Source organism: Pseudomonas sp. FG86, from assembly GCF_057808775.1.
In genome coordinates, this window is the sequence record NZ_JBMDIS010000014.1 from 1 (window position 1) to 12,842 (window position 12,842).

Annotated in this window: 10 protein-coding genes and 1 pseudogene; 2 read left to right on the top strand and 9 right to left on the bottom strand. The window is 57.1% G+C overall.

Annotated features, from left to right (window positions below; translation table 11 throughout):
- The first annotated feature begins 296 nt into the window (after positions 1-296).
- Complete coding sequence (locus ACODSV_RS11885) at positions 297-614, top strand: PA4575 family protein (RefSeq protein WP_041161302.1); 318 nt, start codon at positions 297-299, stop codon at positions 612-614.
- Positions 615-620: 6 nt separating this feature from the next.
- Here ACODSV_RS11885 and ACODSV_RS11890 read toward each other — a convergent pair whose 3' ends face one another.
- Positions 621-2,444: a hypothetical protein gene (locus tag ACODSV_RS11890; protein WP_024077487.1), complete on the bottom strand. Its 1,824-nt coding sequence runs from the start codon at positions 2,442-2,444 to the stop codon at positions 621-623.
- 163 nt (positions 2,445-2,607) lie between these two features.
- Here ACODSV_RS11890 and ACODSV_RS11895 point away from each other — a divergent pair, with 163 nt between their 5' ends.
- A complete protein-coding gene (locus ACODSV_RS11895) occupies positions 2,608-3,096 on the top strand; it encodes a TIGR00645 family protein (RefSeq protein ID WP_024077486.1) in 489 nt (162 codons plus the stop codon).
- A gap of 15 nt (positions 3,097-3,111) precedes the next feature.
- On the opposite strand, the gene ACODSV_RS11900 is transcribed toward ACODSV_RS11895, so the two are convergent.
- The 8 genes and pseudogenes from ACODSV_RS11900 to ACODSV_RS11935 all read right to left on the bottom strand — a co-directional run bounded on the left by ACODSV_RS11900 (position 3,112) and on the right by ACODSV_RS11935 (position 12,666).
- Positions 3,112-4,551: an ArnT family glycosyltransferase gene (locus ACODSV_RS11900; protein ID WP_024077485.1), complete on the bottom strand. Its 1,440-nt coding sequence runs from the start codon at positions 4,549-4,551 to the stop codon at positions 3,112-3,114.
- Between the two features lie 147 nt (positions 4,552-4,698).
- Positions 4,699-5,604, bottom strand: coding sequence for a methyl-accepting chemotaxis protein (locus tag ACODSV_RS11905; RefSeq protein ID WP_444875429.1), 906 nt, complete (start codon positions 5,602-5,604; stop codon positions 4,699-4,701).
- Positions 5,599-6,861 (bottom strand): annotated as a pseudogene (locus ACODSV_RS11910) (cache domain-containing protein); the annotation flags it as partial. The pseudogene ACODSV_RS11910 and the gene ACODSV_RS11905, both read right to left, overlap by 6 nt.
- A gap of 131 nt (positions 6,862-6,992) precedes the next feature.
- Positions 6,993-8,144 carry a cyclic di-GMP phosphodiesterase gene (locus tag ACODSV_RS11915; RefSeq protein WP_024077483.1) on the bottom strand — a complete coding sequence of 384 codons (1,152 nt, stop codon included), beginning with the start codon at positions 8,142-8,144 and terminating at the stop codon, positions 6,993-6,995.
- 75 nt (positions 8,145-8,219) lie between these two features.
- Positions 8,220-9,152, bottom strand: coding sequence for a chemotaxis protein CheV (locus ACODSV_RS11920; protein ID WP_024077482.1), 933 nt, complete (start codon positions 9,150-9,152; stop codon positions 8,220-8,222).
- 724 nt (positions 9,153-9,876) lie between these two features.
- The gene (locus ACODSV_RS11925; protein WP_024077479.1) at positions 9,877-10,401 is read right to left on the bottom strand and encodes a group I truncated hemoglobin; all 525 of its coding nucleotides are present in this window, start codon (positions 10,399-10,401) and stop codon (positions 9,877-9,879) included.
- Positions 10,402-10,565: 164 nt separating this feature from the next.
- A complete protein-coding gene (locus tag ACODSV_RS11930) occupies positions 10,566-11,432 on the bottom strand; it encodes a transporter (RefSeq protein ID WP_069077048.1) in 867 nt (288 codons plus the stop codon).
- Positions 11,433-12,156: 724 nt separating this feature from the next.
- Positions 12,157-12,666 (bottom strand): Lrp/AsnC family transcriptional regulator, encoded by a 510-nt coding sequence (locus ACODSV_RS11935; RefSeq protein WP_150095472.1) that lies wholly within the window; start codon positions 12,664-12,666, stop codon positions 12,157-12,159.
- Positions 12,667-12,842 lie beyond the last annotated feature (176 nt).

Genomic DNA, 12,842 nt, shown 5'->3' on the forward strand with positions numbered 1-12,842 from the left:
TCTTACTGGGGCTGCTGCGCAGCCCAACGCGGGGCAAGCCCGCTCGCCACAAAAAGCCTCCACAAAAAGCCGCCGCAACAAGCCTGCTTGCTACAGCGGGCCCGCTCGCCACGGGTTAAGCAGGTTCGTCACTAAATTGACTCCCGCCTGAGAGCGCAACGCCGTTGGTCCCTACAACCTTGGTTTGTCGTGGTTTTCTTCTATTCTGAGCTTAGGGATATCCACAGGAGTCGCAGGATAGAGACAGTCTCGCCGTGTCATCGGGGCTGAACACCGATCTACCGAGGGTCGCCGCCATGCCGCGCAACCTTTGCCTTACCCGCCAGTGCCTGGGCCTGGTTACCCGTATTGAATGTTCCATTCGCCCTCTCGCGGGGGATAACGGGATGTGGACCTTGCTATTTGCCGCCGGAATGACCGGCGAGCAGCCTTCCACCATCAAGTCCCAGGGCCCGTTCCATGGGCCCTTCGTGGCAGAAAACATGCTGCAATCGATTGTGGATAGCCTCACCCTGCATGGCTATGAGCTGGTGCCAGATCCGCAAATATGGTGTCTGCATATGCAGGCTCATTTACGCCAGCTCAATGGCAGCCAGGAGTGTCTGGCCCTGTAAGCTCGGTCATTTGCCCTCGGGCTTGTCCAGCTTGACCTCGAAACCGTATTGCACGGTGCTCAGGTCAGTGCGTTGATAGCTTTCCAGTGCGGTCGGCTGTCCATAGAAGTAATGCACATCGAACAACGCCGTGCCGTATTCCTCGGCGCGGTGGCTCACGCCGAGAATTTCCTTGAGGTAATTGCCGCTGGCGTCCTTGGCGTAGAAACGCCAGCTGTCGGCGGGGAATTCTTTCTGGTCGACAACCAGCGCGTTGTCCTTCAGAGAGAGGCCCTTGGGCAGCTTGGTCACGTCGATCTCGCCTTTCTCGATCGTTGCCAGGAACAGCGGGATCGAACCCACCACATAGGCCGGGTTTTCCGGGAACAGGTTAAGGTCGTAGGTGAGCGTGCCGCGCGCCGGGTTCAATTCATACGCTTCGGTCGGCAACTCGATGGGCTCCCCACGTTCGCCTTTCTCATCGGCGGCGAAGAACGTCACTGGCGACTCGCTGCTATTGCGCTCGTTGCCCACCAGTTCGTCATTAAAGGTGAACGGGTGATCGAACACGATATGCGCGGCGCTGGCGTCGTCGACGGACTGGCTGATGGTGACGCTGTTTTTCAGTTGCTCCTCGGTCATCGTCGCGCCTTTGAGCCAGGCCGCGGCGCCGTCGTCATACACGGTGACCGGCATCGGCAGGGCCTGTACGGTTTGTTGCAGGCTGTTCTTGTCGAAGCGCAGTACCGGCAGGTCGAGGTCCTTGCGGGTGACGGTGGCGGTGGAGAAATCCAGCACGTTGATTTGCAGGTTGTCGATCAGGCCATTGAAATACACCTTGGCGTAATGACTGCTCTGCTTGTGTTCGAAGGCTTTCTGCTCCTCGGTCAGCTGCTTTTCAAACGCATCCGACCAGACCTTCTGCTTTTGCATCTGCGCCAATTGTTTCTCGTAGAAGGCCACCTGCGCGTTGCTTTCATTGATCGAGCCGGAACGGGTGAGAAATTGCCCGGTGCTGTCACGTGCTTGCACCAGCAAGGGGTTGGGGGAATCCTCACCGACCTGTGGCGCCAGCGGTTCGCTGTTGGTCAGTTCGATCTCGGCGTAGTTCTTCTCAAGCAACATCAGGTTGACGGTGATATTGCCTTCAGTGCGCTTGTGGCCCACGTCCTGTTTCGACAAATCGAACGTCAACACCTTGCCCGGCGCGATCACTTCCACCGTGCCCTTGAGGCGGACGGGCTGCGGCTGGCTCTTGTTTTCGGTCTCGATGCCATCGATGAACGGGTAGGTCACCGTCAGGTCATCGGGGTTGGTCAGGTTGGAACTGCTGGGGCTCAACTGGATGCCGGGATCGGTCTCCGACCATTCCGGCTGGAACGGGATGACTTTGTTGTTGCTCAAGGTGACGGACTGCCACTCCAGGCCGTGAGGGAACGGGAACTGGTCCGGTGTATTGAAATTGAACGGGAAGATCGGCTGCAGATCGGTCAGGTAGTCGGAGTGGGAGGTCTTGCGCAGCACGAACAAGCCGTTGATATAGGTGTCGACCAGGGCCTGGGGCGTGGGGTAGTGCTTGAGCAGGGCGAGGCTGTCTTCGCCGTATTCGGTCTCGATGGGCTTGCTGGCGAGCTTGGCGCGCGCCCGTTCGAGCAACAGCAGCGAGCCGCCGAGGTCGGCGATGGCGTCGCGCAGCTTGGGGTCCTGGATACTGTCGAGCGACTGTTCGAACTTTGCGGTTTTCTCTTCGAGGGTGGCCTGCTTCTGCTCATCACTGGGTGAGCAGCCGCCGATCATCAGCAACGCCGCACACAGGCCAAAACGGGCCAAAGGGGATCGCACATCCATCATTTGAATTTTCCTGTCCGACATCATCGAAGCCGAGTTGATGGGCTCGACACTAGCAGAAAAATTCTCTTACAGATGCCGCCCAGGTCAGTTTTCTCGCGGTTACAGGTGCTTGGTGGCGGCTGGTATACTCGCCGCCATTTCTAGCCAAGCTGTGTGAGAACCAATGGAACGCTTTATCGAAAATGCTATGTACGCCTCGCGTTGGCTGCTGGCGCCGATCTATTTCGGCTTGTCCCTGGGGTTGCTGGCGCTGGCGCTGAAATTCTTCCAGGAAGTGATTCACCTGCTGCCGAGCGTGTTCTCGATGGCCGAGTCCGAACTGATCCTGGTGCTGCTGTCGTTGATCGACATGGCCCTGGTCGGCGGCTTGCTGGTGATGGTGATGATCTCCGGCTACGAGAACTTCGTCTCGCAGCTGGATATCGATGACAACAAGGAAAAGCTCAACTGGTTGGGCACCATGGACTCTTCGTCGCTGAAGATGAAAGTGGCGGCTTCCATCGTGGCGATTTCCTCCATCCACTTGCTGCGCATCTTCATGGACGCCAAGAACGTCGATCCGCAGCACCTGATGTGGTACGTGATCATCCACATGACCTTCGTGGTCTCGGCGTTTGCCATGGGTTACCTGGACAAACTCACCAAGCACTGATGTCCCGTGCCGGCCTTACTGCTCGATGAAGTAGTAAGGCTGGCGATTGATTGCCATCTCCTTGATCACCGTCACCTTGCCGCTCAGTTGCTCGGTGCGATCCAGCAACGCAACGTTGCCGGGTTTGGCGGCCAGGTAACTGCGTAGCTGCGGCTCGGTTTGCAGGATCGGCAAGTAAGCCTGCAGGTAGAACACACTCGCCCCGTCGATTCGCTCGTTGGGCTGGAACAACACCACCTCTTTACCCTCGGCTTGCAGTGCCTGGATCTGACTGATCACCGGCACGAATGACTGGCGCTCGTCAGCCTTGGGCGCGTACCAGAATGCAGCGCCCAGGTAGCAGGCGATGAGCAACGTGAAGGCCCCACCAACCACGCGCCGATGGTGTTGGTACAGCGCCGGCTTGTTAGCCTTCAGCCATTCGAGCAGCACTCGCGCATATTCCGCCGCCAGCACCGCGGCGGCCGGCGTCAACGCCATCAGGTAAACCGTGCGTTTGCTTGAGGCCAGGGTCAGCAGCGTGAATTGCGCCACCAGCCACACGCTGAAGAACAGGCGGTAACGGTTGCGCACCAGGCTTTTACGAAAGTGCCACAGGCCCAGGTACACCAGGATATTCCACGGCAAAAACGCTTCCGGCAGTTTCACCAGGTAGTAGTAGAAGGGTTCGTAGTGCCCGGCTTCGACGAACGAGCCGCTGAACCGCCCGACGCTGTTGGTCCACAGCACTTCGCCCACGGCCTGCATGCCGCCGCGCTGGAACAGGAAGCCCAGCCAGATCAGCAACGGTACCAATGCCAGCAAGGTGAACAGCGCCGGGCGGAGCCAATCACCGATGCGCAGGCGTTTGTCCATCAGGCTGGTGCTGGCCAGGTAGACAAAAATCACAATGCCGGGCATCGCCAGGCCCAGCACGCCTTTGCTCAGGGTGGCGATTGCCATCCCAACGGTAAACAACGCCCAAGCCCAGGCTGTGGAGCCTGGCCGCTCGGATTCGGGGCGCATCGCCTGGTAGAACGCCAGCAGTGCGGTGGTCACGCCCAGGCTGAGCAAGGCATCCTCACCCACCCCACGCACATTGCTCCAGTAACTGGCCATGGTCGCCAGGATCAACGCCGCGCAGAACGCCAGGGTTTTCGGCCGCCCGAACTTGCGCAGCATCCCGTAGAGCAGCATCACGCTGAACAATCCGGCAAACGCGGACGCCAGGCGCACCGCCCCAGGCGTGCCGCCGAACAGGCGAATCGCCCCGGCGTCCAGCCAAAGGCTCAGGGGTGGTTTTTCCAGGAAGGGCTCGCGAAACAGCCGGGGCACCACCCAATCATTGTCCAAATGCATGGCCATGGCGATCCCGGCGACGCGGGCTTCGGTGGAGCCTTGCAATTCATGGTTACCCAGCGCAAAGAAGAACAACAGACCAGCCAGCAGGAGTAGCAGAGGAACGGGACGCGTCATGGGGCGGGCTACCGGAGCAGTGGCCGTTCGGGGGAACGGCGCGCAATCGGTGAGTATAGGGAGGCAAATCTTAATATTTCATGAATAGGGACGGAGTTTCTTGTATCGGGCCAGGGGAACAGTGCCCCCCTGGCGCCGTTGCAGGTGCTACGAGGCTTTGACTTTAAAGCGGCTCAACCCTTGCTGCATGGAGTTGGCCCGTTCTGACAGGTTCCTGGCAGCCACCGCGCATTGCTGGGAGTTGACCTGGTTCTGCTGGGTGACTTCATCGATCTGCTCCAGGCCGATACTGGCCTGTTGCAAACCGGACGCCTGTTCACTGGAGGCTTGGTAGATCAGCGACACCAGGCTTGAGACAGCACTGGTACCGCTGACAATGTTCCTCAGTGAGTCGGCGGTACGACCGGCAATCACCATGCCGCGCTGGGTCTTGGTCGACGAGTCGGCAATCAGCGCGGCTGTTTGCTGGGCTGCTTCCGCGCTACGGGCGGCCAGGCTCCTGACCTCGTCGGCGACCACGGCGAAACCGCGGCCCAGTTCCCCGGCGCGTGCCGCCTCGATCGCAGCGTTCAGGGCCAACAGGTTGGTCTGGGCGGCGATGTTATCGATGGTGGTGATGATGGCGGTGATGTCCTTGCCCGAATTGTCGATCTCGGCCATGGCTGCAATCAATTCACTCATCAGCTTGTCACTTTCCCCCGCGTCGGCACGCGACGCCTGGGATTGCTCATCGGCCTTTTTGGCGTTGGCGGCGTTGTCGCTGGTCTGCGCTGCCATTTGGGTCATGACCGCACTGATTTCGGTGATGGATGACGCCGAGTTGGAGGCCCCGTCGGAGAGTGACTGGCTCAATTCGGTGACCTGCGCCGAGCTGCCGGTGATTTGCGTGGCGCTGGCCTGCACCTGGGAGATCAAGGCGTTCAAGTTGCCGACCATTTTCTCCAGGGATTTGCCCAAGGTGTCGTTGGGCGAGGACAGGCGCACTTCCAGGTCCAGGTCTCCTTCGGAGATGCGTTCGGCCACCCGCACCTGGCGTTGCAGGCTTTCCGACATATCGTTCAAGGCAAAAGACAATTGGCCGACTTCATCTTCGGATTTTTGCACCAGACGACGCGAGAAGTCCCCCAGGCTGATGTTGGCGGCCAAGGCGGCGGCTTCACGAATCGGCCCGACGATTTTCGCGGTGGCAAACCACAGTGCAAGCAGCGCCAGCAGGGAAATGGCCACGCCAACCGACACCTGCCAGATGCTGCTCTTGACGCCGCGTGATTGCAGTTCCTTTTCCAGGGCTATGGCCTGGCTCATGACCACTGCCTTGGGCAAGTGGATCAGAATGGCCCAAGGTTTTTCGCTGCGGCCCAGGGTGATGGGCATCTGCACTTCGATTTCCTGGGAGTCCTGGTTGAGTCGGCTGTCCCCCTGGCCTTTCTGCACATTGGCCAGCACCTTGTCCCAAGTGTCGGGCAGCAGCGTCTTCAGCGGTTGGCCGATCAGTTCCGGCCGTTTACTGTCAGCCACCACCAACCCTTGATGGCTCAGGATCGATACGGAGCCGTTGCCGCCATACAGGTCGGCGGACATCTGCTCGCTGAGTTTCTGGATGAACGAGATATCGAAGTCAGCGCCCACCACCCCGTAAAACTTGCCGTTCGCGGTGATCGGCACCGAGAGGGTTGTCAGCCATACATTCTTGCCTTGCACCACATAGGGGATCGGGTCCAGCACGCTTTCCCTCTGGGTATCCCGAGGGCCCGAGTACCAGCCGCCCTTGGGCACGCCGTTGGGATGACGGGCATCGGAGTCATACTCGACCAGTGGCTGCACGGCAATGTGGCCATCCGAACTGCGCGTCCAATAAGGAGTGAAACGGCCGGTCAACGGGTTGTTACCACCCTCGTTGTTACGAAATGCCTGATCCTGGCCGTCCAACGCATCCGGTTCCCAGCACGAATAGGTGCCGTTGAAGTCGGGGTTGTCCTTGAGCACGCTCAGTAGCATCGTATTGATTTGATCCCGGCCCAGCGTCAGCGGGCTTTGTGCAGCCTTGCTGGCCCCCAGCACATCAGCCAGTGCGCGCGCGGCATTCAAGGCATTCTGCAACTTTGCCTTAATGACGTTGGCGCGGGACTCCGCGAGGTTTTGCACTTCACGGATGGTGGCGCTTTCAATCAATGCGGAAACTTCAGTGCCCACATAGGCCTGGTTGGCATTCGAGGAATAAAGCCCATATAAGACCAGACTCGCGCACGAGATAAACAGGCAGAGTCCGGCGGTGAAGCATATGCGCGTCTGCAATGAGTTGAATTTCATGGTATTTCCTGCCCGTGCTAGTAGTTACCAACATAATGGGATGTCGGTATTCGAGTGTTGTTTTGCACGCAAGGCTTAACGCTTAATCATGGGCTGCTTACGCATAGATATATGCGGTACAGCTTATTGGTTCAGTGCTGTTCGTGAGCGGTATCGTCGAGCCATAAACGCTCGGTATTTTTAAAGCCATAGCGCTGCGGGGGCACCCGCGCAATGATTCGGTCGGTTTGTGCCGGATCACTCAAGTCGATTATTCGGGGGGTTATGTAAATATTTAAAACCGGAAGAAAGAATAACTTTATTTTTGGCGTCAACAATGAGTCGGCATGTTGTTCGATGACGACGCCAATGCTGCCGCTTTTCAATTGCACGATAGAACCGACGGGGTAGATACCCACGGACTTCAGGAATGCCCGGAATACCTCATCATCGAAATGCCCGTCCCAGGTCGACATTTGCTGGATGGCGACCGCCGGGTCCCAACCCTGGTTATAGGAACGGTCCGAGGTGATCGCGTCATAGACGTCACACACCGCGGCCATTCGAGAAAAAAGACTGATTTGTTCTCCCGCCAGTTGATGGGGGTAGCCCGTGCCGTCGACTTTTTCGTGATGATGCAGGCACACGTCCACGACCATTTCGCACATCTGCGCTGTCGCCACCAGGGTTTTCTCACCTTCCAGCGGATGGGTGCGAACCAGCTGCAATTCGTCGCCGCTCAAGCGCCCCGGCTTGTTGAGGATGGCGCCCGGGATGGCCATTTTGCCGATGTCGTGCAGCAGCCCGGCCAGCCCCGCCCGGCGAATCAATGGCGCCGGCAGGGCCAATTGATTACCCAGGGCAATCATCAGGGCACACACGGCGACCGAGTGCATATAGGTGTAATCGTCGATGCTTTTAAGGCGTGCGAGGCTGATAAAGGCATTGGGGTGGCGTGCGATCGAAGCAGAAATATCGTCCACCAGCGCGCCGACCTGTTCGAGCTCCAGGGAGCGGCCCATGCGGGCATGGCTGAACATCTCGACAACGGCGGTCTTGGCCCGAGAACAGATTTCCTGGGCGGCGGCCAGCTCGTCTTTCATGCTGGTGGGGGTGGTCGAAATCGCTGCGGTCAGCGTTTCTTGCGGCAGGCCTGAGTCTGGTTGCGGCCCCGGATCGGAAGGTTGCGCGCCACAGCCCATGGCGCACTGGATATCAGGCTGAGCGTCATTCGCGCGGTCCTTCCAGAACGGTCTTTCTTCACTGCCGGTGGTCAGGTGGTAGAGCTCATTGCATTTCAACATGATTAGCCCTCTGTCATTTTGTTCTTATTCGTTTCCCTACAGCCTCCTTGGCTTGAGTGTTGTTGTCGTAAAGCGTCAGTTCGGGGTGGCCGCCTTGATTCGTGAGACCACGCGGCCGGCCAAGTCATCGGGGCGGAACTTGGCGAGGAAGTCATCGGCGCCGACTTTCTTGACCATCGCCTGGTTGAACCCGCCCGAGAGTGAGGTGTGCAGCACGATGTGCAGCTTGGCCATGCGCGGGTCGTGGCGGATTTCAGCGGTCAGGGTGTAACCGTCCATCTCTGGCATTTCGATGTCGGAGATCATCATCAGGAACTCCTCCTCCGGCTTGCGCCCCTCGTCGAGCATGGCCCGCAGGTAATCAAGCGCCTGGCGCCCATCGTTCAAGGCCACCACCTCGACGCCCACGGTCTCCAGGCAGCGGGTCACTTGCTTACGCGCGACCATCGAGTCATCCACGGTCAGCACCCGCAGGTGCTTAGCCCGTTGGCTGACCTCGTGTTCCACCACGCCGCTGGAGATTTCCTCGGAGGATGGCGAGATTTCTGTCAGCACCTTTTCCACATCGATGATCTCGACCAGGCGATCATCCGTGCGTGTAACGGCAGTCAGGTAATTGTTCTCGCCGCTGCCCTTGGGGGGCGGATGGATGTCTTCCCAGTTCAAATTGACGATGTGCTCGACCGCATAGACCAGAAAACCCTGAACGCGGTTGTTGTACTCCGTAAGTATTATAAAAGCGCTTTCCTGATCCTCGACGCCGGGCAACCCAGTGGCCATGGCCAGGTCAAGAATAGGAATGCAGACACCTCGGATGTTGGCGACGCCACAAATGTTGCTATTAGACTTTGGTATCGATGATAACTTCGGGCAGCGTATAACTTCCCGGACTTTAAATACGTTGATCCCATACAGCTGGTGATTGTTGAAACGGAATAGCAGCAGTTCAAGCCGGTTCTGACCGACCAGCTGGGTGCGGCTGTTAACGGATGCCAATACGCCGGTCATACACACTCCTTGAACCTGGCTGAACAGCGTTGATGTCGTAATGACATTAGCATATGTAGGGGAATGTAAAATATATGTGAAAATAAAATTGTGGGTGGGTTTGCTGTTTAAGCGATGGGGGCGGAATGATTGTCTATTTGGACGAGTGTTTGAAAGTAGTTAGTTGGCTAACTTGCTATTTTTATTGTTGAGAATGATTTAGAAAAACAATTTTATACGGCCTGTCGGGTTAAGCGAGGCACAACAAAGTCCGCGCTAGAGCCAGCCTTTAGAAGCGATCCGCTCGCGGAAAATCGCCTGCTTATCCTGGATGAATCGATGAGTCAGCCGAAGCGTGAGGTTGAACAGGTCCTCCATCCGCAACGGCGCGGCCATCTCGCGCAGGTCTTAGGCCGTACGGGCACCGAGACAATGGATTGAAAGGCTTTCGTGAGCTGCGAGTGGTTTACGCATCGACGAGGCGCGCCAGATTGCCCCGTTCAACACGGCCATCAACCTGGAACTCAAAAAATCTGAAAAGCCCCAGTAGCCCTGAACCCCGTATTTATTGGATTTCAGGCACAAAAAAAGACGCCCGTGGACGTCTTTTTCTGATCATTTGACTGTTCGAGAGGCTCGCCGCTGCGGGGCCTGGTCCTAAGCTGGCGCCAGTGACCGAGCGGCACTTGGTTGTGGAGGACTGCTTCGCCCCAGGGGGTATCGATGCTCATGTGGCCGAGCAGGCTTACTGTTCCAACTTGGGGACGGTTTCCTGTTCAGCGGACTTGCCGTGTTTGGGCCAGATAACGCCAACGCTTTTCATGCCCTTGGCCGGGTCCATTTCAGGGTGAGCGAGAACCACGTCTCGATAGGACGGGCTGCCGATCACGGCGGGTTTGAACTTGACCAAAAAGTCGTTGACCTCCTTGCGTAGCTCCGGCGCCAGGTCGTAGTCGTTGTAGCACTCCTCCAGACAATCGAGCGTGGCTTGCCAGTGCTCCTCGGTAAGTCCCATGCCTCGATGGGCGGTAACCATGTCTCTCCCGCGATACTTGGCGCTGCCCCCCCAGTGTTGGGAAAGAAAGTCGACAAAGTTGATATGTTCCTTTTGGAAAGTCGACTCGGACATATGCGCCCAAATGTGGCCAATGACAGGATGTGCCATTGTTTTCCTTAAAACTGCGCCCGCGAACTGATAAATAACGTCATAACCACCAAGACGTGTATAGAGGGAGGGTTGTTGTTCAATAGATGGTTGCTGATCGGTCATGATGCGATTTCTCCGTTTCGTGTGAGGGCGATTCTTGTTGGCTCAATGCCGGATTCGGCGCGGTTGATAAAGTTGCAAGGGCTTACGAAGTATCGAGGTTAGGTCTGCCGTCGGGCACACGCTTGGTTAGCAACGCCAACCATTTGGTCTAGAGGGACAGACGCTTAAAAAACGTGCGCGTAACGCAAGTTCATTCGAAAGTCTTCCTTGGTCCCGTTATCTACGGAGAGGTCCTTGCCCAGCTGCAGTTGGATTTGGTCTTTAGCGGTGAAGAACTTAGTTGCTGTCACACGGAAGTTTGTGGTTCCGATTTCGTTATTCTGGTTGACTTGATCGACGCGGGTTTCCCCGCCCCAGAGATGCCCGAAGCCTAAGGCGAACGCCGTTGTGGCATCGGGCATATAGCGCCCCATCACCTGTGTAGCGTAAGAAACCTTCTGCTTGAGCCGGTCTGCGTTGGCGCCATAGTCATTGTTATCGCCATACCAGGTAGCTCCGCCAACCAGGTCAATGGCCCATTGTTGAGTGAAGTGTTTGACGTAAGCGCCTTGTAGCTCGAATTTCCAGCGGTTCTCACCGATGTTCAGCGGATCGTCTTTGTCGTAGTTGCCAGTGGGTACGAACAGGTAGGGTGTGAAGCTAAGAGTGTCACGGGCGTCGTTGAGTCTTAACCTGACCGGGGCTGCCAGCGTTAGGTCGCCAACGCCATTCGTATTGCCAAGCGTTGAAGCCTCTCCGCCGCTGGAAACGTGCCCGAATGGCAGCAGGAATTGCGGATCGATTGTGACGGTGTCGGTCAACCCGTACACATGCAGCAAACGCAGGATGCCGACGTCGGAGGTCAGTTTGAAGTCCGAACTGACTTTGTGACCGTTTGCATACGCCGAGTCTGTCGTGGAGTGTTGGTAGTAAATGACGCCGATGGTGGCGCCTACCGGATATTGCTCGTAGTCTCCAGGAGCCACTTCGATAGCTTGTGCTTGAAGTGCCGGTAATACAGTGGTGAGTGTCAGCAGACGTACCTTTTTCATTATGGAGTTCCTTTGCATAGGGCGGCTGTGCGAACTTTTCGGGTCACAGGCTGCGGCTTATTGAATGTGATGAAGTGGGTGCAGGTTACTTTCAGCTTCGTGCCGGTAGTGCGTCGCGAAACATCCCTGTCTGCTGATGGAAGTTGATGTATTCGAACACTTTATTTTGGGATCAGGCACACGCTCAGGTTTACCTGCGGCACTCGCCTGCCGGGCCCGAAGTGCGCATGTCCCCCACTCGAGCAGCCACGAAATGAACTCTTCAGGTGCCAGGTCGCGCATATGCAGCAACCTGAAGTCGTCGGTCACTTGCTGTTGTTCAAGATGCATGGGCTACCTCATCGGCGCAGTTTGCTGGATATGCCGTAAGGTCAAAGTTAGGCAGAACGGAATAGCGTCGCTTTGTTCGAAAGGACAACCGTTTGGTTGGAAAAGACAGTGCACAAACACCTGCTTGTGCACGATTCGCGTGGGTGCGTCGCACAGCAGCAGCGAGAGTTTCTGCTCTGAAATGGGGACGGGCGTTGGCGGTATTTAACAGCGGGAGTTGGCGTAACTAAGTCGTAGCCACGCGCCACAGAGGTCAACGCCCGCAAACATCCATGGCGTAGTTATTACGGCGATGCTTTTTCATGCGCTCTGGAGGGAGGGTCCAAATGCGTTTGTCGAAATCAATGCCTGCCCTTGCGGGTCGATACAACCTGGCATCGGGCTGATTTGAGCCTCAAAGGGGGATGTGGGTTGTCGACAAGACCTGGCGTAACCCCATGAACGAGCGAATCTGGCGAACCCCGGGGAGGTAAAGCAGTTGCTCCGCGTGGAGCCGGTTGAAACTGTTGCTGTCCTTGGTTCGTATCAACATGAAGTAGTCGAATTCCCCCGTCACCACATGGCATTCCATGCAGCCGGACACCTTTTGCGCCGCAGCTTCGAAAGCTGCGAAGGATTCCGGTGTCGAGCGGTCCAGCACCACGCCGATCAACACCACCATCCCTGCATCGAGCGCTTGATTGTCCAGCAACGCGACAATGCCCTTGATCAGGCCCGCCTGCTTGAGGCGTTCGACTCGTCGCAGGCAGGCCGGCGCGCTCAGTTTGACCTTCTCGGCGAGTGCCACATTGGAGATCGAGGCGTCTCGCTGCAGGGTCTTGAGAATGGCGCGGTCGGTCCGGTCCAGCGGAAGCGGCTCCGAGCCGGATGTGCCGAGTTTCTTGTGGGTATTTGTTGCGTTCATATGGATTTTTACGCAGTAAAAATAGGTTTTAAGTTGTATTGGTTGATTTATATTTCTTTAATGGATTGAAACTTGCAACACATATTTTTGGCTTTGTTCTTAATATTGAACTCATCGAAGCCCCTCTGAAAGCACCTGGAACGCAGCCTTTTTTGCCTTTGGGTCTGGCGCTTGGA